Below are 23840 nucleotides of genomic sequence, written 5' to 3' on the forward strand. Positions count from 1 at the left end.
GAGATCTATCGTCGACCCATGCACCACGGTGACACCCCACACCGCCGAGCTCAGGGCGGCTCGGCCCGCGCACTCGAGGCCCGGGCGCTCGAGGCCTGGGCGGAGCTTCCCGCGATTCTGCTCGACCGGCACCTCACCGTTCTCTCGTCCACCGCCCTTGCCCGCGCGGTCTCCCCCAGCTTCTTCGAGGGTGTCAATCTCGCCGTCTACACCTTCGTCGACGCAGCGGAGGAACCGTGCGCAGAACGGAACGACGAGTCCCGAGAACAGGTGGTCGCGATGCTGCGCGAATCGCTGGACCGACACGAACCGGACGAGCCCTTTCGCCGCATCGTCGGTGAATTGTCCACCAGGAGTGATGTATTCGCACAGAGTTGGGCGGCCGAGACCAGTGCGAGAACCTCGGGTGTCGTTCTGATTCCACACGACGTCGTCGGCCCACTGGCCTTGACCTACCGACAGGTCCGTGCGGACGGCGATCACACGGTGGTGGTGTTGCATCCCCGCTCCGCGCAGTCGCGGGCCGCCCTGACTCAGCTCGCCGAGGCGGTTCGCGAATCCGATTCGGTCTGAGGTACGACGAACTTCGTTTCGCGCGTCGAACCGGCACCGGCCACCAGATGCCGGATCGCCGACTCCGACCGACTGCCCGGATCGGCGAAATACGTGGTGATGAACTGACCGCCCTCACCGAGGATCTCCAACGTCTGCGAACGGAACTCGACCAATCCGAACGGTTCGACCGGAACGACCGAGATGCTCGACGTCAGCGGCCGAACATCGTGTCTGGTCCACATCCGCCGAAATGCCCTGCTCTCCACGGACAGTCGCCCCACCAGCTCGGTGAGCCGAGGATGACCCGGTGTCGCATGAAAACGAAGAGCCGAGACCATCCGCTGCGCTGTCTTCGACCAATCCTCGTGCGAGGGGGCGTGATGCTCGTGCTCGAACACGTCGAGCATGACGTTGGCGCCCACGGTCAGACCAGGAGTCATGAGCGCGGCAGGAGCGTTCAACGCCAGCAGATCGTGATGGCGGTCGGTGATGTACGCGGGAGTGTGCACCCACTGCTGCAGTACCCGCGCCGAGGCCTCGGACACCCTCGGCGGCAGCGCCTCCACGACGGGAACACTGGACGGCGCGTGTGCGACGCGATGAAAGTACGCACGCTCGTTCTCGTCCAACTGCAGCGCCCTGCCCAGCGCGGCCAGAACCTGCTCGGACGGTTGATGATTGCGACCCTGCTCGAGCCGGAGGTAGTAGTCGGAGCTGATGTCGGCAAGCCGGGCGATCTCCTCGCGTCGCAGACCGCGAACCCGACGGTTGCCCTCACGCGCCAACCCCACCTGCTCGGGCTGCAGCGATTCTCGGCGCACGCGGAGGAAGTCCGCAAGCAACGAGCGTTCGGCCATCGTCTCGACCTCCTGTCCGGACCATCATTGCGCACCGTGCCCGCCGTGGCGAGACCGAATCCGGCCCATTGTGGACTGTTTCAGGACAGGTCGGACCCGCCGACGCGGCGATCACGACCGAGAGAGGGTGGGAGCTCCTTCGTAGCGCAGCAACGCGTCACGCAGAGCAGATCGTTTGGTGACCTGCAATTTGGGAAAGACCCGGTACAGATGCCCACCGACCGTCCGCGCTGACAGGTAGAGCTCCTCGCCGATCTGCTTGTTGGTCAGACCCGACGCGGCGAGCGAGGCGATGCGATACTCCTGCCCGGTGAGGACAGTGCTCGCGTCGCCGTCGTTCTCGCGCCTTGCCGTCGGTGCCCCGGCAGCGCGCAACTCGTCCTCGGCCCGGCGCTCGAAGGTGCTGGCACCGAGCTGTCCGAACAAGTCCGCGGCATGGGTCGACCAGCTACGACTCTCGATGACCCGATGATTGCGACGGAGCCACTCACCGTAGACCAGGGACACCCGAGGGAGATCGAACGACCATCCGACCGAACGTATTTCGCGGATACTGGCGTCGAAGAGCCGATCGCTTCCGGTCTCGGCCACGATCGCCTCGGCCGCGGTCATCAGCGCCGCATGACGCGCTCCCCAGAAGTTCGGTCTGCTTCGACGAATCCGCTCGAGATACCTCCGAGCATCCTCGGGGCGGCGAAGGCGCACGCAGCACTCCACGAAGTCGATCATCTCGAGCGGCCCGTACGGAGTACTGAGCCAATTCAGGGCCGACATGTCCCGGTGACGCATGCGTTCGTACGCCACCTCGAACTGACTTCTGGCGACGAGATCGATTGTGGTGGAACCATTCTCGGAACCGTCGATGGTGGCGACGAGCTGCCGTAGACTGCTCAGCCGGTCGGCGAAGGGAACGAAGCATACGTCGTCCGGGTCACCGTCTGCGCCGATCACCGCCGAGTACTCCCCGCGAGCGGCGCAGACCGCGGGCGTTCGTAACCGTTCCAGAGCCGCGGTCGCGGGCGAGACCGCTGCCGGGGTGTCGAGTACGTCTGTCAGCCAACGATTTTCGTCGGGATGCCACATCAACAGCGGTAACGCCAGATGCAGGAGCACCTGCTTCCAGGGCTCACCGCCGCGCAGCGAGGCGAGCACGGCACCCTGCAGTGCAGGGCGATCGAGAGCACGCACGTGCGAGCTCGGACCCGACGTCGACAGGGATTGGCTGATCAGCACGTTGACGGGGTCGAGGTGCTGCTCGTACTTGACCGCCCACTGCAGTGCCTGCGCGACGGCCCCGGCGTCGCCGGTGACGACGCTGTACGCCAGGGCCGACCCGACGAGCTGATCGAGGACGTCCGGGTGCACCGAATCGGGTACTCGACCCAGTGCCCGAACGACGGCGGCGAGAGCCGCGCGGGGCTCACCACCCCGCATCACGGCAGCGAATGCCTCCGCCGCTGCCGTCTCGGACGAGTCGGTGCCGCGGCGACCTCGGCGCACCCGGGCGGCGATCTCGTCCGCGAGATCGAAGAACCCGGCGAACGCCGCTATCGAGGCAGCACGCGTCTCGAGGGCCAGCGCCCTCTCATGCTCCGGTGCCAATACCGCAGCGCGACACAACAACAACGCAGCCTGCCGGTAGCGACGCGTCGACGCGATGTCCTCCGCCCGTTCTTCGAGTGCATCGACGAGACAGGCATCGGGCGTCGATACGCCGTGCGCGCGATGCACCAGCCGTTCCTCGGACGACAACCGCGCATCGGCGGCCAGTTCGAGGTGGGCCTCAGCGCGATCCTCGGCGCTCGACGAGGCGTGAATCCACAGTTCGGCGACGGTGTTGCCGGGCGGGCACCGCCTCTCGGGTTCCGATCCTGCACCGAAAGCGCGAGTCACGCTGTAGGCCAACACATCACGCAACATCACTCGGCGTGCAGCGGGTTCCATGTCGCGGACCTCTCGGGCACCGATGTGCGCGAGCGCATCGGTGAGGTGAGGGACCGGAACGGTCTCGGTGCATCGCTCGAAGCTCCGCATCCTGGCCAGCTCGATCGCGGCGAGTGGATTTCCCCGCGCCTGCGTCACGATCGAGGTCTGCCGCGTCGCCGCAACGCCCCTCTCGCGCAACAGTGCTCGAACGTCCGCCTCCGGCAGCGGAAGTAGCGGATGAAACGAAAACTCCCGCCACAGCGGAGGGGGTAACAGCTCAGTGGTGGTCGCGACGCACCGCACATTCGGGTCGTGCACCGCGGTCTTCACCGCGTACGCGAGACGATCGCGGCAGTGCTGATCGAGCAGATGCAGGTCGTCGATCAGCAGGAGGGTCGGGGCCCCGCCGGTGCTCGCCTGCGCCGCGGAACATTCGCCCACCGACGTGCCGAGAGACACGAGGCACGGCAGATCGACGACCCGGAAGCCCGCCGCCCGCGCCTCGTCGCCGATGGTGTTGGCAATCGTGGACTTCCCGATTCCGCGCGGACCCGAGAGCATCACAATCCGAGAGCTACCCGGCGTCGCCGACAGACACAGCCGGGCGTCACGCAGCACGGACACGCGACCGGATGGCTTGGACATGTGTCCAATATATTTTCGCCGCGAGCTCTGGAAGGGTGTTCACTATGGCCCTGCCAGGGACACACTCGGCCCACCTGGCTCCGACCGTTCAGGAGGTGACGCCGATGACCGTCGAACCCCGTGCGACCGACTCGGGCGGAACCGCGCGCCTGGTCACCTCGGAGCAGCGGATCGACGTGCGGATGTCGATGGCACCCCTGCGCCGGGGCCGCGGAGACCCCACCTACGAGTCCACCCAGGACGGCGCCGTCTGGCGCACGTCGAGGATGAGTTCGGGTCCGGTGACCTACCGCCTGATCCAGACTTCGCCGACCAGCGTCCAGGCCCGAGCGTGGGGCCCCGGTGCACCCGAGTTGCTGGACGCCGCGCCCTCGCTTCTCGGCCTGGACGACGATGCCACCACCTTCGCACCCGAGCACCCGATTCTGCAGGAAGCCCATCGGCAACTGCCGCACCTGCGCCTGGGCCGGACCGGGCTGGTGCTCGAGGCGTTGATCCCGGCGATCATCGAGCAACGCGTACACGGCATTTCGGCCTTCGGATCCTGGCGGTACCTGGTGAGCAAGTTCGGCGAGAGCGCACCGGGGCCGACCCCGAAACCGATGTTCGTCTTCCCGACGCCCGACGTGTGGCGACGCATCCCGTCGTGGGAGTACCACCGTGCCAACGTCGACCCGGCCCGGTCCAAGACCATCGTCCGCGCCGCCTGCGCGGCCGGGCGCCTGGAGGAGGCGTCGGCGATGACATCAGGGGACGCTGCGCGCAGGCTGCGGGCAATCCCTGGCGTCGGTGTCTGGACAGCAGCAGAGACCGCGCAACGCGCCCTCGGCGATCCCGACGCGCTGTCGGTCGGCGACTATCACCTGGCGTCGGTGGTGGGGTGGTCTCTACTGGGTAGGCCTATCGACGACGCCGAGATGGTCGACTATCTGAAGCCCCTTGCACCGCATCGGCATCGGGCGATTCGCCTGCTGTACCTCAGTGGGAAGGCCACCAAGCCCAAGTTCGGTCCGCGAACCGCGCTGGTCGATCACACGTGGCATTGAGCCCTCGACGGCTCGCACATCAACGCGGCCACCGTGGCGTAGAACACGAAAATCTCGGTCGGCAGCCGGGAACAGAACGACTGCCCCGGTTGCTGAACCTCGGGTGGCCCAAGCACCGAACACGTCCGTAGCCAACACGTCCGTAGCCGACCCCGCCGTAGCCGACCCGTCGGCGACGACCGCGTCCGGAACGGAGCCGACGTCCAAGGAACGCCTGCGGGTGATCCTGGTGCTCGGCGCGCTCATCGCCCTCGGTCCGCTCACCATCGACATGTATCTGCCTGCTCTTCCGGCCATCGCCGACGACCTGAACACCCCGTCGTCCGCCGTGCAGCTCACCCTCGCGGGCACGCTGGTCGGACTCGCTCTCGGCCAGCTCGTCATCGGGCCGCTCTCGGACATCGTGGGCCGACGCCTGCCGCTCATCGTCGGTACCGGAGTGCACATCCTCGCGTCCCTCGCCTGCATCGTGGCACCCAACATCGCGGTTCTCGGTGGCCTCCGCGTCGTGCAGGGTCTCGGTGCTGCGGCTGCTGCCGTGGTCGCGATGGCGATCGTCCGAGATCTGTTCAGTGGCCGTGCTGCCGCGACGGTCCTCTCCCGCCTGATGCTCGTCATGGGCGTCGCACCCGTACTGGCACCGTCGCTCGGCGGTGCGGTGCTGCTGGTCGGATCGTGGCGGCTCGTCTTCGCTGCACTGGCGATCATGGGCGTCGCTCTGATGACTCTCGCCATCGTGTCGCTACGTGAGACGCTGCCGCCCGAACGTCGTCGAGCCAGCGGAGTCATGCCGGTGCTACGCACCTACCGCTCGCTGCTGCGCGACGCCCAGTTCGTCGTGCTCGTCCTGGTCGCAGCGCTGGCGATGTCGTCGTTGTTCGCGTACATCGCCGGATCGTCGTTCGTCCTGCAGGAAGAGTTCGGCCTCGACGAGCAGCAGTTCGCCATTGTCTTCGCTGCCGGAGCGATCTCTCTCATCGGTGCATCTCAGCTCAACGTTCTCCTGCTCGGACGCTTCGCTCCGGTGCAGATCGTGTTGGCCGCACTGTCCTTCGCCGTCCTCGCCGGCGGCGTCATGGCCGTACTGGCGATCGCCGGGATCGGCGGCATGGCCGGCTTCGTGGTTCCGCTGTGGTTCGTGCTCGGTGCCGTCGGATTCGTGATGCCCAACGCCCCGGCTCTGGCGTTGTCCCGGCACGGTGAGGCCGCCGGTGGTGCTGCAGCCCTGCTCGGAGCAGCCCAGTTCGGGCTCGGTGCCATCGTCGCGCCGATCGTCGGCGCACTCGGAAACGACGCGGTCGCCGTGTCGACGACGATGGTGGTGACCTCCGCCGCGGCACTGGCAGCACTGGGCATCATCACCGTGCGCTCGTCGTCCCGGCCATGATCTCGGTGCACGACACAACGCACTAGGGTGACCGCCATGGCCGACCGCGAACGTGATGCGCACGGTAAACCCCTCAACGCCAGGCCTCGCGACGGTCTCGGGCGGCCCCTCGCCCGCGGCGGCGACGGAACCCCACGGGTGCCCGACGACCTGCGGCTTCCGCCCGCCGCCGCCCTCGTCGAAGCGCAGAAGTTCCTCGACGCGAACATGCCGTTCCACGCACACGAAGTGCTCGAGGGCACGTGGAAGATCTGCCCGCCGGGCGAGCGTGCGTTGTGGCAGGGACTGGCTCAGCTCGCCGTCGGATTGACCCATCTCATGCGCGGCAACCGCGTCGGTGCCGGTTCGCTCCTCCGACAGGGCCACGACCGACTGGTCGGCTTCGAGTGCGAGCCTCCGCATCACGTCGACGTCACCGGCCTGCTGACCTGGTCGCAAGGCCTGCTCGACGACCTGGACACGGGAAAATTGCCGGCCGCTCCAGGCGTTCCTGCATTGCGTGATACCCACTGAACCGATCCCGACCGGGGTGTCCTGGCGTCGGACTTCCGGCTCGAGCTAGCCTGATGGAGATTAGGTAAGGCTAGGACAATCTGCATCGGAAGTGGGGTTCTTCGGCGTGACCGTGTTCGCACCGCTGAGACTCGCGCACCGCGAGACGATCAGCCCGGCCCAACTCGGACGCACCCTGTGCACCGAGGTCGCCGAACAGGTTCCGTACTGGGTCGCCGTACTGACGCCGGCGGAGCGACCTCTGCTTGCCGAGCCGTCCACGGAGTTCGAGCAGACCTCGGTGACGTTCGCGGTACCCGCCGACGCACCCCGGCACCGCGTCCTGCTGCTCGCAGCGCTGGGCTCGGCCGTGTGCACGTGGCAGAGAAACAACCGCCGCGGCTCCTCGGCCGGAGTACTGGTCGACCTCGACCTCGCGCACACCGATGCGGTTCACCCGGTCCGACTCCCCGCCGTCAGCACCGATGCTCTTGCCGTCCCCTCGCACGGCAGGCACCTCGTCGACGACGTCTCCAGGCGACTCGACTCGGTGCCGAACGGCGGCCGCGACTACGCGCTGACGCGCAACTATCCCGCGCTGGCCTCGCGAGCAGGAGCGCAGATCATCGTTCGTGACGACGCAGTGGAGAAGCACAGCCGCGACCACGCCATCGACATCGCCATCGCCGCGACGGATGCGGGTGGGACGCAGGCCCGAGTGAGCTGGGCTGCGAGCCTGCAGGGCGTCGACGAGCTGACTCGGCTGTGGTCTGCCGCTGTGACCGACCTCGCGGCCGCGTTCACAAACTCTTCAGCAGCCTGACGTCGTCCTCGATCCCTTCGGGCGGCGTCTCCAGAATCACCGGCGCGTCGGCTGCCAACGCGACCGCGGTGAGAATTTCGGCGTCGATGGTTCCGGTACCGAGATTCGCGTGCCGGTCTCGCGCCGAGTCGAACTCGTCGCGTGAATTGTTCAGGTGCACCAGATCGATTCGCCCGGTGATGGCCTTGATGCGATCGACCACGTCGACCAGATCCTCACCCCCGGCCCAGGCATGGCACGTGTCCAGGCAGAAACCGGCACCGAACTCCCCGATCGCGTCCCACAACCGGGCGATGTCGTCGAAGTGGCGCGCCATCGCGGAGTCCCCGCCCGCGGTGTTCTCGACGAAGATCGGAACGGCGAAGCCGCCCTGCTCGGCCTGACGCTCGAACAGCTTGCGCCAGTTGTCGATTCCCTTGGCGGTGTCCTCACCCTCACGAACGTGACCACCGTGCACGACAAGCCCGATAGCCCCGATGTCGGACGCAGCCGCAGCCTGCTCCACGACGGCCTTGCGCGACGGAATCCGGATCCGATTGTTCAGGCTCGCCACATTGAGCACGTACGACGAGTGCACCACCACGTCGACGTCGCCGCCGCGCAGCGCCTCGCCCTGTGGGTGCGGCTCCAGCTTGTTCCACTTCTGCGGATCGGTGAGGAACATCTGAACGAGGTCGACGCCGAGCGCCTCCGCCGTACCGAGAGGGTCGCTGCTGTCGCGGACATGGGCTCCGATGCGCATGACGCCCATCATAGGGGCGCTATCAGGGTCTCCCCTGATAGCGACGGGGGCAGAACACTGAAACACTGGCACCCATGAGCGACATTGCCGCACGTGCGGTCAACGTATCGAAGGTCTACGGATCCGGGGACACCCAGGTTCACGCACTGTCCGGGGTGAGCGTCGAATTCTCGCGCGGAGAATTCACCGCCATCATGGGCCCGTCGGGCTCCGGCAAGTCCACTCTGATGCACTGCCTGGCCGGATTGGACAATGCGTCCTCGGGAACGGTGACCATCGGCGATACCGAGTTGACGGCGCTGTCCGACAAGGAGATGACGGGATTACGCAGGGACCGAATCGGATTCGTGTTCCAGGCCTTCAATCTGGTGCCGACACTCACCGCTCTGGAGAACATCACGCTGCCCCTCGACATCGCCGGCCGCACGCCGGATCAGGGATGGCTAGACACCGTGGTCGACCGACTGGGCCTGCGCGATCGCCTCGATCACCGCCCCAGCGAACTCTCCGGTGGACAGCAGCAGCGAGTGGCGTGCGCCCGCGCACTGGCCGGGCGACCCGACATCGTGTTCGGCGACGAACCGACCGGCAACCTGGACTCCCGCTCGTCCGGCGAGGTGCTGTCGATTCTGCGCACGGCAGCAGACGAATTCGACCAGACCGTGGTGATCGTCACGCACGATCCACGCGCGGCCAGTTACGCCGACCGCGTCGTGTTCCTCGCCGACGGCGCGGTCATCGATCAACTGAACTCGCCCACCGCCGACGCCGTACTCGAGCGAATGAAGAAGCTGGAGACGGTCCGATAATGGCGCATTCTGTCTCCAACAAGCCTCCTCGACACAAGCCGTCGGGCAACCCCATGCGCAAGGTGTCGCTGAGAAACCTTGCTGCACACAAGGTTCGGTTGGCCCTGACCGTACTGTCGGTCGTACTCGGCACTGCATTCGTCGCAGGTTCGTTCGTCTTCACCGACACCCTCCAGCGCACCTTCTCGTCACTGTTCGCCGATACCGCACAGGGCGCGGACGTGCGAGTGAGCCCCGAGGACGCCCGCTCTTCCGGCGTGCCGAACGAGGACATCGCGGCGATCGCGGCGCTGCCGAACGTGCGTGCCGTGTCGCCCTACGCCGGCGGGCAATTGGTGCTGCTGGGCTCCGACGGTGCCGCCGTGCAATCCGGTGGCGCACCGACTCTCGGTGAGTCGTACCTCCCCGACGACCAACGCCTGGGCGATCCGACGAACTTCGTCGACGGTTCGGCTCCCACTGCGCCAGGGCAGGTGGCGATCAATGCCGGCGGAGCCGAGCGCGCCGGCCTGAAGGTGGGCGACGCGACCCAGGTGCTCGTGCCGTCCAAGGGCATCACCGACATCACGATCTCCGGAATATATTCCACTGCAACCGAATCCGGTGGCTTCATCGGAATTCAGTTCGTGCAGAGCCAGGCGAACGAGCTGTTCACCGACGGCGCCCACGTGCAGTACATCGACGTCGCAGGCGACAACCTCGCGGCCCAGGGACTCACCCAGAGCGACCTTCGGGACGAGATCGCCGCGGCGCTGCCCGGTCTGAAGGTCCAGACCGCAGCGGACGTGCAGGCGGAAACTCAGGCCGAGGTCGAGTCGGCACTGTCGTTCATCAACTACTTCCTGCTGGCGTTCGGCGGGATCGCGCTTCTCGTCGGCACCTTCATCATCTACAACACGTTTTCGATGATCGTCGCTCAGCGCGTCCGCGAATTGGCACTGCTGCGCGCCATCGGAGCCAGCCGCGGGCAGGTCAGCCGATCGGTCGTTCTCGAGGCTCTCGTCGTCGGCGTCATCGGCAGTGTCCTCGGCTTCATCGGCGGAGTGGGGCTGGCCTACGGTCTACGGGCGCTGCTCAACGCCTTCGACCTCGGCCTACCGTCGGGACAGCTGGCACTCGAGCCCCGCACCGTGGTCGTCGCGTTCGCCGTCGGCATCGTGGTCACCGTGTTGAGCGCGTACGCACCGGCCCGACGGGCGGCCAAGATTCCGCCGGTCGCCGCGATGCGCGAGGAGTTCGCCTCCGCGGGCGACACCCTGCGCACCCGGACGCTCGTGGGTGTCGGCCTGGGAATCGCAGGCGCGGCTGCACTGGTGATCGGCGCGCAGTCGACCGGCGGCGCGGCCGCGGCCACCGTCGGAGCGGGAGCCGTGGCACTGATCATCGCCACGGCACTGGCCGCACCGTCCCTCTCGCGGCCGGTGGTCGGTGCGCTCGGTGCCGTCATCACCCGCCCGTTCGGAGCGATCGGACGCTTGGCACGGACCAACTCGGTACGCAACCCGCGTCGCACCGCGGCCACCGCGTTCGCCCTGATGCTCGGCCTCATGCTCGTCACCGTGATCGGCGTGCTCGGATCCACCGCCAAGGCCAGTGTCGACTCCCTCGTCGACACCGGCGTCGAAGCCGACTACATCCTCTCCGGTCCGCAGTCGATAGGAATTCCGACCGGTGCCACGACGGCCACGCAACAGGTGACCGGGGTGGACCGCACGGCGGTGCTGCACCCGGTGTTCGTCATGATCGCCGGCGAGGAGGAATACGGCGCCGCCATCGACGGCTCGCCCGAGGGGTTGCTCGACCTGTCGATGGTCCAGGGCACCGCCGACCTCGACAGCAACGGATTCTCGGTCTCGGAAACCGAAGCGGCCGGCCGCGGTTGGACCGTCGGGACCGAGGTCACCTTCGACACCGTGGACGGAGCCTCGGTCCCCGTCACCGTCACCGGCGTGTTCGCCGACAATCCGCTGATCGGTAGTTGGATCGTCTCGGGCGACATCTACGAGAAGGTGACACCGTCCATCACCCGGTCGGATCTGCTGGTACTCGTCAAGGCAACGCCCGGCACCGACCTGAGCACCCTGCGCTCCGATCTCGAAGCCGCGACCAAGCCGTTCGTCGTCGTGCAGGTTCAGGACGTCGACGAGTTCAAGGGCAGCCAGGGTCAGCAGATCGACACCCTGCTCGCCGTCCTCTACGGCCTGCTGGCACTCGCCGTCGTGATCGCAGTGCTCGGCATCGTCAATACGCTCGCCCTCTCCGTCGTCGAGCGTCGCCGGGAGATCGGCATGCTGCGGGCAATAGGAATGCAGCGGCCCCAGGTTCGCCGCATCATCTACCTCGAATCGCTCCTCATCGCGCTGTTCGGTGCCATCGTGGGCGTCGTCCTCGGCATCGCCTTCGGATGGGGATTCGTACAGACTCTGCGCGACGAGGGCCTGGGCACCATGACCGTGCCCTGGGGTCAGGTGGTGTCGATGCTGCTCGGATCAGCCGTGGTCGGGGTGCTGGCCGCGCTGTGGCCGGCTGTGCGAGCTGCACGCACGAAACCGTTGGAGGCCATCGCCGACCTGTAGAGCGAGGCCGGAAAACAGACCGGACATTCCGCAACGTCACCCGATTGTTGCGGAATGTCCGGTTTTTCGGCTTGCGCACAAAGCCGATACGCGTCTACCTTCAGAGGGGCAAAACAAACCTTTGGAAGGTTTGTCGGTATCAAACCAACTCTGACAACGCGGGTCGGGCTCGTGCAAGGAGAATCATGTCGGTTCAAGACATCGATGCGCCCACCCGACTGTCACTGGCACCGCTGTGTCGCCCCGAACGCCGGGACACGCTGATGGCCCGCTACCGCGAGGTGGCTCACGCCATCCCGGACGCCGTCGCCCTGCACACGGACGACACCTCGCTCACCTTCGACCAACTCCTCCATCGCGCCTACTCGCTGGCACGAAAGATCGCCACGCTCTTCCCCGGCGATTCTCGGCCACTCGCCGTGGACACCGACGCGAACACCACCTCGATCGAGCTGATGCTGGCGGTCGTCGCCGCAGGCCATCCCCTCGTGCCCCTCGACCCGATGCTTCCCGCCGAGCGCCGCGCCACGATCATCGAGCGAGCAGCCGCGACGCCGATCGACTCCGCCACTGTCGAAGCGACCATGGACTCCTGCGTTCCCCTACCGACGCTGTCCGGCGACCACACCGCGGTGATCAACTACACCTCCGGATCCACCGGCACGGCCAAGGGCGTGATCCTCAGCCACCGCATGTGCCTGACCAAGGCATACGAGGTTGCCACCGCGTTGGCACTGAGCCCACACGACCGCGTCGGAAACTCCCTGCCGGTCAGCTTCGGTGCCGGCCTGAACACGCTGTTCGCCGGTCTGCTCAGCGGAGCCTCGGTGTACTGCCGCGACCCCAGATCCGGCGTCCCCGGCAGCACTGTCGAGTGGGTATCCACGCATTCCCTGACGACGCTGCACTGCTCGTCGTCGCTGTTGCGTGCAGTCTCCGTGGCCGATCACGGACCGGCAGCGCACTCGGCCGGCGGGCACGTACCCACGTTGCGGGTGGTCACCACGTACGGCGAATCCCTGCACTCCACCGATGCCGAGGGCTTTCGACGGCGGTTCGACAGCCGCGCCACGATGGTCAACTGGTATGCGACCACGGAGGCCGGTGCCGTCGCCTACAGCGAGTACCCGCCCGAACGGGAACTTCCCTCGGGCTTTCTTCCTGCAGGAAGACCCATTGCAGGCAAGCTCGTCGAAGTCGTCGGCTCCGACGGTTCGAGATGTGCACCCGACGTGATCGGCGAAGTACGGGTCACGGCGAACTGCCTGGCCGACGGCTATCTGGGCGACGCCGGTCCGGACTCCCAACGATTCGTAGCACTCGGTGACGGCCTGTTCCGGTACCGTACCGGCGATCTGGGGCGACTCGACGAACAGGGGACGCTGCACCTGGCCGGACGCATCGACGACGCCGTCAAGGTACGCGGATACCTGGTGGAGCCTGCCGAGGTCGAGGCCGCTCTGCGCGCCATGCCGGAGATCGCCGACGCCGCGGTGATCGGCAGGAACTCCGGCACCGACACCGACCTCGTCGCCTACGTGTGCTCCACCCGATCCGGCAGGCGGCCCTCCGTCGGCGAGATCAGATCGTCGCTACGCCGAACGCTGCCGGAGTGGATGGTGCCCACCCACATCGTCGCGCTCGACGCGATGCCGCGGAACGAACGCGGCAAGCTCGATCGCATGTCGTTGCCCGAGCCGTCCGATCGGCGCGTCGAGCGCACCGCGGTCGGCCCGACCGAATACATCGTGGCCGAGGCCGCCCGCACCGCGATCGGTCTGGACACCATCGGACGGGACGAGGACTTCCTGGCTCTGGGCGGGAACTCGCTGACCACCACGGCAATGCTGGCCCAGCTGCGCGAGAACTTGAAGATCGATCTGACGCCGGAGGATGTGTTCGCGGCGACCACGGTCCGAACGCTGGCCGTGACGGTCGATGCCCGACTCGCCGAGGCAGCCACCGCCCGTCGTCGCACGTCCGGCGGTCACGACGTGCTCGTGCCGTTGCGCACCGAGGGCAGCAAAGCGCCGATCTTCCTCATCGGTGGTGCCGGCGTCGGCGCGATGGCTTTTCTCAACCTCGTCAAGCACATCGACGACGACCACCCGGTGTACGCCCTGCAGGCGTACGGCCGCGGAACACGCGGACGACCCGACCGCACCATCCGGCGAACTGCCAAGCGCTACGTCGACGCCGTTCGCACCGTCCAGCCCGAGGGCCCGTTCCACCTGGTCGGTCACTCGCTCGGCGGCTGGATCGCCATCGCGATGGCGGAGGAAATCAGGGACTCCGGCCTCGGCTCGCCGCACCTGCTCCTCCTCGACACGCGGCTGTTTCGGCATCTGCTGGACAAGTTGCCCGGCGGTACCGAGGTTCCGGCCGCATCACCTGCCCAAACACGAGAAGAGGCCGGCTTCCATCTCGGCCGCGTCGGCACCGCCGCCCTTTGGTTGCGCATGCAGTGCGCCGGGTTGCTTCGGTACCCGACGACGATGGAATGGTTGGTCTTCGCAAGCATCGGGTACGTGGCGTTGAACAAGCATGTGCCGACTCCGTGGTCAGGTTCCATGACCGTGGTTCGTACAGCAGAGAATGTGAAAGACGCCCGGTCGTGGCGGACGGTCGCTCGAGGCGAGTTGACCTTCGTCGACATTGCCGGGGATCACATCGACATGTTGCGCGAACCGATGGCCGAGGAGTTGGCCAAAATCATCGACGACACCGTCGACTCGACCGACCGATCCGAATAGCTGCGCAGCCGTCGGAACGAGCCGGTCGATGGCCTGTCGCCGCGGGGGATGAGCTTGTACGTTTGTGCCGGACGCCACCGGCGAGGCGTGCGACGGGCGCGAACCACACGACAGGGAGGTCGACAATGAGTTCATCGTACGAATTGCAGTCCGTGGAACTTCACAAGGACGTCCTGCGGTACGTCGACATCGGCGACGGCCCGCCCGTGATTCTGGTGCACGGTCTGCTGGGATCGCACCAGTCCTGGGGCACGCAGCTCGAGCGGCTGTCGCACAAACATCGGGTCATTGCGCCCGATCTGTTCGGTCACGGCGCGTCCGACAAGCCGACCGGCGACTACTCACTGAGTTCGCACTCGGCCACCATCCGTGACCTGATGGATCACCTGAACATCGACTCGGCTCCGATGGTCGGCCACTCACTCGGCGGCGGCATCGTCATGCAGCTGACCTATCTGTTCCCCGAGCGGGTGGAACGTCTTGCGCTCGTCAGCAGCGGCGGGCTCGGCCCCGAGGTGAGCTTGCTCCTCAAGGCCGCGACACTGCCCGGCAGTGAGCTGGTACTGCCACTGCTCGCGTCGGATTGGTTCCGTAAGAACACCGAAGGCGCACTGACGCAGCTGGGCAAGTGGGGTCTGCCGGTCAAGCCGGGACCGAGCATGGCCGAGACCTGGCGGTCGTTCCGATCCGTCGCCGACCGCTCCACCCGCGGGGCCTTCCTGGCGTCGACGCGAGCCGTGGTGGGCCCACGTGGGCAGACCGTCAGCGCCAAGCAGCACTTCGAGAAGTTCGAGTCGATTCCGTCGCTGCTCGTCTGGGGCGGTAAGGACCGAATGATCCCCGCCAAGCACGCAGACAACATTCGCCGCGAGGTTCCGAACAGTCACGTCGAGATCTTCCCCGACGCCGGCCACTTTCCCCAGCTCGACGAGCCGGACTTCTTCTTTCGACTGCTCGACGAGTTTCTCGATGCCGACCGATCCGACAAGAGTGCTCCCACGGCGATCACTCCGGCAGCTGTTCCGCTGCGGCGCCCGTGAGCGTTGTCCCGATGTTCCCGCTCGGCAGTGTGCTGCTTCCCGGCGAACGTCTACCACTGCACATCTTCGAGCCGCGTTACCAAGCGCTGGTACACGATTGCTTGAAACAGGACGACCCGAGCTTCGGCGTCGTCCTCATCGCGCGCGGGCACGAGGCCGGTGGCGGCGATGTTCGGCACGATGTGGCGACGACCGCTCACATCATCGGCCACGAGGCCATCGGCGACGGTAGATACCTACTCGAATGCGTCGGCGGTGAACGCATCAGGATCGACGCGTGGCTGCCGGACGATCCGTACCCTCTCGCCGACGTCCGACCATGGCCAGACGAGAACGTCGACGCGGTGATAGCCGACACCGAGTTCGATGCCACGTGGGCGCGGGTCGAGGATCTCTACGAATTGATCGGCCGCCTCGAATCGACGGAAGATGTTGCCACACCCGGTGTTCCGGACTTTCTGAGCTTGCCGATCTCGGCCGCCGAGAAGATCTGGTCATTGGCCGCACTGATTCCCATGGGTCAGTCCGATCGACTCGACATTCTGTCGGCACCGGACGCCAGGGCACGGATGACCGCACTCGACGACGCCATCGAGAATGTCACGGCCGTAGTGCAGTTCAGACTGCAGCCCTGATCCTGATCCAACGAACAAGTCAGGCCCGGCATCGTGGATGCCGGGCCTGACTTGCGTAGTAGCGGGGACAGGATTTGAACCTGCGACCTCTGGGTTATGAGCCCAGCGAGCTACCGAGCTGCTCCACCCCGCGTCGGGTGTTCACCACGTTACAGGCCATCTCGACAGTCTCCCAATCGCCAGGTCAGCCGCACGCTCTACGGTTCAGTCATGACCGCCGAACCCTCTCCCGTCCTGACTTTTCCGCACGAGGCCGTTGCGCAGATCACGCTGAGCAACCCGCCGGTCAACGCTCTGACCCGCCCGGCGACGAGGCGACTGCGTACCGTTTTGCAGGGATTGGCCCAGGACGTCGCAATTCGAGCTCTCGTCGTCACCGGCGAGCGGGTGTTCAGTGCCGGCTCGGACATCGCCGAGATGCCCGAGATGCAGGAGGCCGGCGACGTACTCGCTCGCAAGAGCGAGCTGGAGAACGCCACCCTCGACCTGCTCGCCGCACTACCACTTCCCACCGTTGCGGCAATCGACGGCTTCGCATTGGGCGGCGGACTCGAGATGGCGCTGTGCTGCGACCTGATCGTCGCCGACGCACGCGCGCGACTCGGGCTCCCGGAAATCGACCTCGGTGTGATCCCCAGCAGCGGCGGGTCCATGCGTGCACTGCGGCGAATCGGTCAGGCGCGTGCCTCCGAACTGGTGCTGCTCGGCCGGCCCATCTCGGCCGAGACCGCTCTGGATTGGGGTCTGATCAACCGGGTCGCCCCACGCGGAGAGTCGTTGGCGGCGGCACTGGACCTGGCACGGACGCTGGCGAGCAAGTCCCGAACTGCTGTCCATGCGAACAAGCGGGCACTCGCGCTCACGTTCGGCGAGAACCCCGACCTGCCTGCACGACGGGCATTGCCGGTGTTCGAGGAGGCGTTCGAGTCAGCGGACGGCCGGGAGGGCGTGCGCGCCTTTCTGGCCAAGGAGTCACCGCGATTCGGCTAGGGTGCGTTTCGCGAGAATTGTTGCGCCGGTGACGATCTCCCAACCGATGATGGTGTAGACCGAGATTCGCTCGAACGTTCCGCCACCGAGGAATCCGGTATCGGAGAGAAAGAGGCCCAGCCCCACCAGGCCTGCGACCCCCGCAACGGCACTGCCCGCGGTGTACCAGCGCGGCGCACCGACGCGGCCGCCGTATCGGCCCGCGGCCAGGAGTACGAGGTTGCCGCCGACGATCGCCATTCCCGCACCCACCGCATGCGGCGTCGATGCCCCGTCGACCGAGGCGTGCGCCAGCCCGACGACGATGCTGCCGACGCCATGTACGACGGATGTCCCGGACACGATCCACCGCGCCCGGCCCTCGAAGAGCACGGACAGTCCGAGTCCCGCGAGGACGAACAACGAGCCGTCCACGACGAAGCCGGTATTCATCACCGCGTGCAGCGGTGAGATGTCAGGGATTCCGAGGTCGCTGATGTTGTTGCGAGCGTAGCTGTACGGTCGGTCCGTCCACCCCAGCGCGGCAACGGCTTCGGCCGCCAGGTAGGTCACCCCACCGACGAGGAAAGCTCCGGCGGCCAGGACAGTCGTTCTCTTCACGACTGCAGTATCCACCGTCTGCTCGACCCCAAGGGTCATTCCGCAGGCTCCACTGCCTCCAGACCCAGGGTCATTCCGCAGGCTCCACTCCTGGAGCCCGGATACACCCGGCGTGTACCGATTGGTACAGTACGGCCTCATGAGCGATCGCCACGACGTGGTGCCGGTACTCGCAGGGGTGTTCCGCGACCATGGGTTCGACGGTTCGTCCCTCGCGGTCATCAGCAAGCAGACCGGGCTGGGCAAAGGCAGTCTCTACCACTACTTTCCGCGCGGAAAGCAGGAGATGGCCGAGGCCGTCCTCGACGACGTCGAGCAGTGGTTCCACCACAACGTGTTCGAGCCGTTGCGGCACGGCACCGACGCCGCGTCGACCACCCACGAGATGTTCGAGCAGACCTCCCTGTATTTCCGCTCCAACCGCCTGGTGTGCCTGTTCGGGGCGTTCACTCTCGGACTCGAACGCGCTGCGTTCTCGGGCCGCGTCGCAACGCATTTCGCCCACTGGATCGAGGCACTCACTCCGGTACTCCGACGGCTCGGCCACGGGGAATCCGCGGCCGAAGTAGCCGAGGAGATCGTGGCCGGCATCCAGGGCGCACTGGTGCTCTCGCGCGCATCGGACGATGCAACGCGGTTCGAACGGCTGTTGGCGCGCCTGGAAGCCTCGGCCGCACGCGTTCCTGCTGGGGTGCCCGCATGACCCCGGAACCCATGAATCCCGTGCCCCTGAACCCCGTGCCCCTGAACACAGAGCCCATGTCACCGAAACCGGCACCCGAACTGAAGACCTTCGGTATACGAGAATTGCTGCGGCTCATCGTCATCGGCTCGGCGCTGACGTTCTTTCAGTTCGTCGCGATCGGACGCTGGGTGCGAGCACCTCGGCGCGGGTGGCCGGTACACGCCTCGGAAGCAGTCGTCGACGCCTTCTTCGTTCTCGGGCCCACGTTCGTCAAGGTGGGGCAGCTGATGGGGTCTTCGCCCGGGTTGTTCCCCAAGGTTCTCGCCGATACCTGTCTGCGCTGTCTCGACGAAGTGCCGCCGTTCCCCGGTGCGCAGGCGCGCGCAGTGATCGAGGCGGATCTGGGCCGCGGCATCGACGAACTGTTCTCCTCGTTCGAGGACGTGCCGCTCTCGTCGGCCTCGGTTGCTCAGGTACACCGGTGCGTGCGCCGCGACAACGGACGCGAAGTGGTCATGAAGGTGCAGCGACGAGGCATCTACCACCGCATGAAGATCGACCTGCGCATCGCATACCTCATCGCCCGCGGGCTCGAGAAGTTCATTCCGTTCTTCGCCACCGCCAACGCGTCGGCCATCATCGCCGATCTGCACGCGGCCACCTTTGCCGAACTCGACAGTGCCGTGGAAGCGAAGCGGCAGGACAGCTTTCGCGCGGCCATCGGTGCGTTCGGAGACAACGCCCACGTCACGGCTCCCGAGGTGTTTCTCGACTACTGCGGTGGCCGCGTCATCTGCATGGAACGTATGCACGGCTCCCCGCTCGACCGCTACGAGCCGGGCGACCAGTCCGAGCTCATCGTCCGCCGCGCCGCCAAGGTGTGGATGGAAGCGCTTGTGCTGCACGGTCTCTTCCACGGCGACGTGCATGCCGGCAACGTGTGGGTGCTCGACGACGGCCGGGTGGCGTTTCTCGACTTCGGAGTCATGGGCGAGGTCGACGAGCAGTGGCGCGCACTGCTACTCGATCTGTTCCACGCCACCGTGATCGACGGTGACTTCACTCGCCTGGCCGTCACCGTCAAGCGGTTGGGAATCGTTGCTCCGCAAATGGGTTCGGATGCGGAGGTCGGCGCGATCCTGCAGTCGGTGTTCGCGCCGATGCTCTCGGCAACTCTCGCGCACTTCAGCCTGGCGGATTTCATTCGAGCGCTGGTGAGCATGGGAAAGCAGTACAAGACGTCGAGCCCCGAGGAGTTGATCCTGGTGGCCAAGCAGCTCGGCTACTTCGAGCGGTACGCCATCGAGCTCGCGCCGAACTGGGCGCTCGGGACCGATCCGTTCGTGTTCAAGAACGTCTTCCCCGCCGAGATCGCAGCCTTGGCCGAGGCGAGAGGCGTCGAGCTGCCGGAGTGACCCGGCAGCCCCACAGTGCGTCACAGGCCGAAGTCGAGCACCACTTTTCCTGCCGCAGTGCGGTTTTCCAGTGATGCGATCGCTGCCGCAGCCTCGGTGACCGGGAAGACGGACGGCTCCGGTGCACTGAGCGATCCGTCGGCGAGGAGCGGTTCGATCTCGGCCCACTGGGTGGCGAGGTAGCCCGGCCGCGTCATCCACCACGCACCCCAGCCGACGCCGACCACGTCGACGTTGTTGAGCAACAAGCGATTCACCTTGACGGTGGGTATCTCACCACCGGTGAAGCCCAACACCAGAATTCGACCCGACGGTGCGAGCGAACGGATGCTGTCGGTGAATCGGTCGCCGCCCACCGGATCGACGACGACGTCGACGCCACGGCCGCCGGTCAGTTCCTTCACCGCGTCCTTCCACCCGTCGAGCAGAACGACGTCGGTGGCTCCGGCAGATCGGGCGATGTCCGCCTTGGCTTCCGAGCTCACAACGGCGATCACGCGGGATGCGCCGAGTACCGGAGCCATACGCAGCGCGGAGGTCCCGATTCCGCCTGCTGCGCCGTGCACCAGGACCGTCTCGCCCGGTGCCAGCCGCCCACGTTCACGAAGTGCGAAGTGCACCGTCAGGTCGTTGAACAGCAGTCCCGCACCTGCCGAGAGGGACACCGACTCGGGCAGCGCGAACACCGTATCGGGCGATACGACGGCGACCTCGGCCATACCGTCGCTCAGTCCCGTCAGAGCCGCGACTCGATCGCCTGCGGAGAAGCCGGACTCCGCAGGTGCCGACCGAACGATGCCGGCAATCTCACTACCGGGAACGAAGGGCAACTCGGGCTTGTACTGGTAAAGCCCCCGAGTGAGCAACGCATCGGGAAATGCAACGCCCGCAGCATGAACCTCGATCACCACCGACCCATCGCGCGCAGCAGGCTCGGCGACGTCCACGACGGTCACCGAATCGGGGCCGTCGAGGCTGGAGATCTGTACCGCGCGCATCAGTTGTCCTCTCGGTCGGGATCGTTCCCTGCACGCCACCGTACAAACCGAGAGACTCGCCGTCACTACCGGCATACGGTGCAACTCCCTACCGGGTCGTTCCGCAGGCTCCACTCCAGCACCGGGTCGTTCCGCAGGCTCCACTCCAGCACCGGGTCGTTCCGCAGGCTCCACTCCTGCCGATGTGCTCCAATCGAGAGATGAACACCGCCCTCGCCGAAGAGACGGATCGCATCGTCGCCTTCTGGACAGATCTGTCGCTGCCCGGCCTGTTCGACGTCCACACGCACTTCATGCCGAAGAACGTGATGGACAAGGTGTGGAGCTACTTCGACAGTGCAGGTCCGCTGACCGGCAGTGTCTGGCCCATCTCGTATCGCTTCGCCGAAGACGAACGGTTGGAGGTGATTCGAGCATTCGGGGTTCGCCACTTCACCTCGATGATCTACCCGCACAAGCCGTCGATGGCGGCGTGGCTCAACTCGTGGGGTGTCGATTTCGCGGCCCGAACGCCCGACTGCCTGCAGACCGCCACCTTCTACCCCGAGGTCGGTGCCACCGAGTACGTCGAGCAGGCGTTGACGAACGGTGCCCGAATCTTCAAGTCGCACATACAGGTCGGGAACTACTCACCGAACGATTCCCTACTCGACGGCGTCTGGGGTGCAATCTCGGATGCCGAGGTACCGGTGGTCATCCACTGCGGATCGGGTCCGGCACCCGGCGCCCACACCGGCCCGGAACCTATTGCCGCTCTGCTGCAGCGGTTTCCGAAGCTCCCGCTGATCATCGCGCACATGGGTATGCCGGAGTACACCGACTTCCTCGATCTGGCCGTTCGCTATGAGAACGTGCGGTTGGACACCACGATGGCCTTCACCGATTTCTCCGAGGCAGGCGCTCCGTTCCCGAAGCAGGAACTGCCGAGATTGCTCGATCTGCAGAACCGCATTCTGTTCGGCAGCGACTTCCCCAATATTCCGTACCCCTACCTGCACGCGCTGGAGGCCGTGAGCCGACTCGATCTCGGAGACGATTGGGTTCGCGCCGTGTGCTGGGAAAACGGAGCTGCGCTGTTCGGCTGAAGAGCTGTTCGGGTAGAGAAGCTCTCAGCCGACCCAGAACTGCGCAATGCGCTCGGCGATGGCATTGCCCTGCGCTCGTCCGGCCACGGCCGCCGCCGATCGGACGGCGATATCGGTGGCGTCCGGTCCGATGGCTGCTGTCGAATCGGCATCGGGGGCAATCACTTCCACCCTCGAACCACCCTTCACGAGGCGCTTGCGCTCGATCTCGAACGGGTCGTCCTCCAGGTCGAGCGCCCCGACCTTGAGCACCAGCACCTTCTCGAATCCGACTGCCAGATCGGCATTCTCGCTTGCTCGGATGCCTCCGTCGACGTAGCGATGATCGCCGATCGTCACGGGCGGCCACATACCGGGGATGGCGCAGCTCGCGGCAACCGCGTCGACCAGCTGGACGCCCGAGCCACGATCGAGAACGCGATGCCGACCGGTCACCGCATCGACGGTGACGATCCTCAGATCGCGGTCGGGCCACGAGTGCGTCGGTAGCCGTCGTCCGACGATGGCGCGGCGCTCACGTTCGGTGATCGTCGATGCCGCCAGCGCCTGGGTGCCGATGCGTCTGCGAGTGTCCAGAGCGCTGCCGTCGGAGTTCTGCGCCGCACGCGCCAACATCGTGACCAGTTCGTCGATGGTCGCGTCGGCGTGTGGCTCGTCGTCCTGCTTCGATTCGTCTGCTTGACGCTCGTAGAACTCGGCCAACGGAACTCCGCTCGAGATCTGCGCTGCGACCGAGGAGCCTGCCGACGTTCCCAGCAGCATCTCGGCGTCGGTGACGTCGGCTCCGGTTTCTGCCAATCCCAGTAGGACACCCGTCTGCCACGCAATACCTGCGACTCCGCCGCCGCCCAATACGAGTGCTCGCCTGGTCATGGTCGTACCCCTTCTTCGTGAAGAACCGTCAGGAATTTACAGCGCCGGCATGTACACGGGGACGCAGCCAAGCGATGAGGTCGTCGAGTACGCGCTCCTTCTCCGGTTCGTTGAACACTTCGTGGAACAGCCCGTCGTACGTTTTCAAGGTCAGATCCTCGGATCCGGCCAACTCGGCGACGAGTTCGCTGCCGGAGACGTCGGCCAGTCCGTCCGCCGTCCCGTGCTGGAGCAGGACTGGAATCTTCAGCGACGGCAGGCGCGCCGGAAAGGTCTCGCCGACACCCAGCAACGCTGCGGCCAGGCCGGCCGGGACAGTGCCGTGATAGCCCAGCGGATCGGCGACATAGGCGTCGACCACCTCTCGATCGCGCGAGACGAGATTGGGATCGAGTTTGAGTACGGGCATCGCCGGGAGGAATCGCCCGAGGATCTTGCCGACCGCCACCAGGGCTTTCGGTTGCCCCACGCTGGGAGCCACAGCGGGGCCGGACAGCATCAGAGCGTCGAGGTCGCCCTGATGGTCGAGGGCATACGAGAGTGCGATGGCACCGCCCATGCTGTGGCCGAGCAGAAAGGTGCGCGTGCTCGGGTACTCGTCGGCAGCGATGCCGAACAGGGTGTGCAGGTCGTCGGTGAAGTCGGACCACTTCTCCAGCGACACCCGTTTTCCGCCGGAGCGTCCGTGTCCGCGGTGGTCGGGTGCGTAGACGACGAGGCCGAGCGAGCCCAGGCGTTCGATGACGTGCCGATATCGGCCTGCATGCTCGGCCAGGCCGTGGGCCAGCACGAGAATCCCGGTCGGCGTGTTCTCGGGGGTCCAGACGTCGTAGACGATCCGGGTTCCGTGAACTCCGACGAACGACGACTCGACATGCTCCATTCGGTCACCGTACAAGGGCGGCGGA

At 66.2% G+C, this 23840-nt stretch carries 21 protein-coding genes and 1 tRNA gene; 14 read left to right on the forward strand and 8 right to left on the reverse strand.

Annotated elements, in window-relative coordinates:
- The first annotated feature begins 18 nt into the window (after positions 1-18).
- Positions 19-573 carry a hypothetical protein gene (locus tag ACNEOT_RS00845; RefSeq protein ID WP_415971361.1) on the forward strand — a complete coding sequence of 185 codons (555 nt, stop codon included), beginning with the start codon at positions 19-21 and terminating at the stop codon, positions 571-573.
- On the opposite strand, the gene ACNEOT_RS00850 is transcribed toward ACNEOT_RS00845, so the two are convergent.
- Complete coding sequence (locus ACNEOT_RS00850) at positions 534-1412, reverse strand: helix-turn-helix transcriptional regulator (protein WP_415971363.1); 879 nt, start codon at positions 1410-1412, stop codon at positions 534-536. The genes ACNEOT_RS00845 and ACNEOT_RS00850 overlap by 40 nt on opposite strands.
- 111 nt (positions 1413-1523) lie before the next feature.
- Entirely contained in the window at positions 1524-3983 is a 2460-nt protein-coding gene (locus ACNEOT_RS00855) for a LuxR C-terminal-related transcriptional regulator (protein WP_415971364.1), read from the reverse strand.
- A gap of 104 nt (positions 3984-4087) precedes the next feature.
- Between ACNEOT_RS00855 and ACNEOT_RS00860 the strand changes: the two genes are divergently transcribed.
- From ACNEOT_RS00860 to ACNEOT_RS00875, 4 genes are all read left to right on the forward strand, one after another.
- Positions 4088-5029: a DNA-3-methyladenine glycosylase family protein gene (locus ACNEOT_RS00860; protein ID WP_415971366.1), complete on the forward strand. Its 942-nt coding sequence runs from the start codon at positions 4088-4090 to the stop codon at positions 5027-5029.
- 103 nt (positions 5030-5132) lie between these two features.
- Entirely contained in the window at positions 5133-6416 is a 1284-nt protein-coding gene (locus ACNEOT_RS00865; RefSeq protein ID WP_415971368.1) for a multidrug effflux MFS transporter, read from the forward strand.
- 36 nt (positions 6417-6452) lie between these two features.
- Positions 6453-6929, forward strand: coding sequence for a DUF309 domain-containing protein (locus ACNEOT_RS00870; protein ID WP_415971370.1), 477 nt, complete (start codon positions 6453-6455; stop codon positions 6927-6929).
- Between the two features lie 106 nt (positions 6930-7035).
- Entirely contained in the window at positions 7036-7731 is a 696-nt protein-coding gene (locus ACNEOT_RS00875; protein ID WP_415971371.1) for a hypothetical protein, read from the forward strand.
- On the opposite strand, the gene ACNEOT_RS00880 is transcribed toward ACNEOT_RS00875, so the two are convergent.
- Positions 7709-8473: a deoxyribonuclease IV gene (locus ACNEOT_RS00880; protein WP_415971372.1), complete on the reverse strand. Its 765-nt coding sequence runs from the start codon at positions 8471-8473 to the stop codon at positions 7709-7711. The genes ACNEOT_RS00875 and ACNEOT_RS00880 overlap by 23 nt on opposite strands.
- A gap of 74 nt (positions 8474-8547) precedes the next feature.
- On the opposite strand from ACNEOT_RS00880, the gene ACNEOT_RS00885 reads away from it, so the two are divergent.
- The 5 genes from ACNEOT_RS00885 to ACNEOT_RS00905 all read left to right on the forward strand — a co-directional run bounded on the left by ACNEOT_RS00885 (position 8548) and on the right by ACNEOT_RS00905 (position 16286).
- Positions 8548-9282, forward strand: coding sequence for an ABC transporter ATP-binding protein (locus tag ACNEOT_RS00885; protein ID WP_415971374.1), 735 nt, complete (start codon positions 8548-8550; stop codon positions 9280-9282).
- Between the two features lie 53 nt (positions 9283-9335).
- Positions 9336-11858 carry an ABC transporter permease gene (locus tag ACNEOT_RS00890; RefSeq protein WP_415973613.1) on the forward strand — a complete coding sequence of 841 codons (2523 nt, stop codon included), beginning with the start codon at positions 9336-9338 and terminating at the stop codon, positions 11856-11858.
- Positions 11859-12043: 185 nt separating this feature from the next.
- Positions 12044-14611 carry an alpha/beta fold hydrolase gene (locus ACNEOT_RS00895; protein WP_415971375.1) on the forward strand — a complete coding sequence of 856 codons (2568 nt, stop codon included), beginning with the start codon at positions 12044-12046 and terminating at the stop codon, positions 14609-14611.
- Between the two features lie 125 nt (positions 14612-14736).
- On the forward strand, positions 14737-15651 hold the full coding sequence (locus tag ACNEOT_RS00900) for an alpha/beta fold hydrolase (RefSeq protein WP_415971377.1): 915 nt from the start codon (positions 14737-14739) through the stop codon (positions 15649-15651).
- Positions 15648-16286: an LON peptidase substrate-binding domain-containing protein gene (locus ACNEOT_RS00905; RefSeq protein ID WP_415971379.1), complete on the forward strand. Its 639-nt coding sequence runs from the start codon at positions 15648-15650 to the stop codon at positions 16284-16286. The genes ACNEOT_RS00900 and ACNEOT_RS00905 overlap by 4 nt, the downstream gene beginning before the upstream one ends.
- A 59-nt stretch (positions 16287-16345) precedes the next feature.
- Here the strand turns inward: ACNEOT_RS00905 and ACNEOT_RS00910 are convergent.
- Positions 16346-16419, reverse strand: a tRNA-Met gene (locus ACNEOT_RS00910).
- Between the two features lie 77 nt (positions 16420-16496).
- On the opposite strand from ACNEOT_RS00910, the gene ACNEOT_RS00915 reads away from it, so the two are divergent.
- Positions 16497-17276, forward strand: coding sequence for an enoyl-CoA hydratase/isomerase family protein (locus ACNEOT_RS00915; RefSeq protein WP_415971381.1), 780 nt, complete (start codon positions 16497-16499; stop codon positions 17274-17276).
- On the opposite strand, the gene ACNEOT_RS00920 is transcribed toward ACNEOT_RS00915, so the two are convergent.
- Complete coding sequence (locus ACNEOT_RS00920) at positions 17259-17876, reverse strand: DUF998 domain-containing protein (RefSeq protein WP_415971382.1); 618 nt, start codon at positions 17874-17876, stop codon at positions 17259-17261. The genes ACNEOT_RS00915 and ACNEOT_RS00920 overlap by 18 nt on opposite strands.
- Positions 17877-18015: 139 nt before the next feature.
- Here ACNEOT_RS00920 and ACNEOT_RS00925 point away from each other — a divergent pair, with 139 nt between their 5' ends.
- Entirely contained in the window at positions 18016-18579 is a 564-nt protein-coding gene (locus ACNEOT_RS00925) for a TetR/AcrR family transcriptional regulator (RefSeq protein ID WP_415971383.1), read from the forward strand.
- 56 nt (positions 18580-18635) lie between these two features.
- Positions 18636-19976 (forward strand): ABC1 kinase family protein, encoded by a 1341-nt coding sequence (locus ACNEOT_RS00930; protein WP_415971385.1) that lies wholly within the window; start codon positions 18636-18638, stop codon positions 19974-19976.
- Between the two features lie 20 nt (positions 19977-19996).
- On the opposite strand, the gene ACNEOT_RS00935 is transcribed toward ACNEOT_RS00930, so the two are convergent.
- The gene (locus tag ACNEOT_RS00935; protein ID WP_415971387.1) at positions 19997-20974 is read right to left on the reverse strand and encodes an NADPH:quinone oxidoreductase family protein; all 978 of its coding nucleotides are present in this window, start codon (positions 20972-20974) and stop codon (positions 19997-19999) included.
- 200 nt (positions 20975-21174) lie between these two features.
- On the opposite strand from ACNEOT_RS00935, the gene ACNEOT_RS00940 reads away from it, so the two are divergent.
- Positions 21175-22059: an amidohydrolase family protein gene (locus ACNEOT_RS00940; protein ID WP_415971389.1), complete on the forward strand. Its 885-nt coding sequence runs from the start codon at positions 21175-21177 to the stop codon at positions 22057-22059.
- Positions 22060-22083: 24 nt separating this feature from the next.
- On the opposite strand, the gene ACNEOT_RS00945 is transcribed toward ACNEOT_RS00940, so the two are convergent.
- Positions 22084-22932, reverse strand: a complete 849-nt coding sequence (locus tag ACNEOT_RS00945; protein WP_415971391.1) for a patatin-like phospholipase family protein — start codon at positions 22930-22932, stop codon at positions 22084-22086.
- A 28-nt stretch (positions 22933-22960) separates the two neighbouring features.
- A complete protein-coding gene (locus ACNEOT_RS00950) occupies positions 22961-23815 on the reverse strand; it encodes a lysophospholipase (RefSeq protein WP_415971393.1) in 855 nt (284 codons plus the stop codon).
- Positions 23816-23840: the final 25 nt, after the last annotated feature.

Origin of the sequence: Rhodococcus sp. 077-4 (genome assembly GCF_047782425.1) — a bacterium.
Classification (GTDB): Bacteria; Actinomycetota; Actinomycetes; order Mycobacteriales; family Mycobacteriaceae; genus Rhodococcoides.

Excerpts from the sequence above, each read along its gene's own strand:
- ACNEOT_RS00870 (WP_415971370.1), top strand. The coding sequence starts at position 6,453 with ATGGCCGACCGCGAACGTGATGCGCACGGTAAACCCCTCAACGCCAGG.
- ACNEOT_RS00860 (WP_415971366.1), top strand. The coding sequence starts at position 4,088 with ATGACCGTCGAACCCCGTGCGACCGACTCGGGCGGAACCGCGCGCCTG.
- ACNEOT_RS00895 (WP_415971375.1), top strand. The coding sequence starts at position 12,044 with ATGTCGGTTCAAGACATCGATGCGCCCACCCGACTGTCACTGGCACCG.
- ACNEOT_RS00890 (WP_415973613.1), top strand. The coding sequence starts at position 9,336 with ATGCGCAAGGTGTCGCTGAGAAACCTTGCTGCACACAAGGTTCGGTTG.
- ACNEOT_RS00930 (WP_415971385.1), top strand. The coding sequence starts at position 18,636 with ATGTCACCGAAACCGGCACCCGAACTGAAGACCTTCGGTATACGAGAA.
- ACNEOT_RS00900 (WP_415971377.1), top strand. The coding sequence starts at position 14,737 with ATGAGTTCATCGTACGAATTGCAGTCCGTGGAACTTCACAAGGACGTC.
- ACNEOT_RS00925 (WP_415971383.1), top strand. The coding sequence starts at position 18,016 with ATGAGCGATCGCCACGACGTGGTGCCGGTACTCGCAGGGGTGTTCCGC.
- ACNEOT_RS00880 (WP_415971372.1), bottom strand. The coding sequence starts at position 8,473 with ATGCGCATCGGAGCCCATGTCCGCGACAGCAGCGACCCTCTCGGTACG.
- ACNEOT_RS00945 (WP_415971391.1), bottom strand. The coding sequence starts at position 22,932 with ATGACCAGGCGAGCACTCGTATTGGGCGGCGGCGGAGTCGCAGGTATT.
- ACNEOT_RS00845 (WP_415971361.1), top strand. The coding sequence starts at position 19 with ATGCACCACGGTGACACCCCACACCGCCGAGCTCAGGGCGGCTCGGCC.
- ACNEOT_RS00885 (WP_415971374.1), top strand. The coding sequence starts at position 8,548 with ATGAGCGACATTGCCGCACGTGCGGTCAACGTATCGAAGGTCTACGGA.
- ACNEOT_RS00940 (WP_415971389.1), top strand. The coding sequence starts at position 21,175 with ATGAACACCGCCCTCGCCGAAGAGACGGATCGCATCGTCGCCTTCTGG.
- ACNEOT_RS00855 (WP_415971364.1), bottom strand. The coding sequence starts at position 3,983 with ATGTCCAAGCCATCCGGTCGCGTGTCCGTGCTGCGTGACGCCCGGCTG.
- ACNEOT_RS00915 (WP_415971381.1), top strand. The coding sequence starts at position 16,497 with ATGACCGCCGAACCCTCTCCCGTCCTGACTTTTCCGCACGAGGCCGTT.
- ACNEOT_RS00950 (WP_415971393.1), bottom strand. The coding sequence starts at position 23,815 with ATGGAGCATGTCGAGTCGTCGTTCGTCGGAGTTCACGGAACCCGGATC.
- ACNEOT_RS00935 (WP_415971387.1), bottom strand. The coding sequence starts at position 20,974 with ATGCGCGCGGTACAGATCTCCAGCCTCGACGGCCCCGATTCGGTGACC.
- ACNEOT_RS00850 (WP_415971363.1), bottom strand. The coding sequence starts at position 1,412 with ATGGCCGAACGCTCGTTGCTTGCGGACTTCCTCCGCGTGCGCCGAGAA.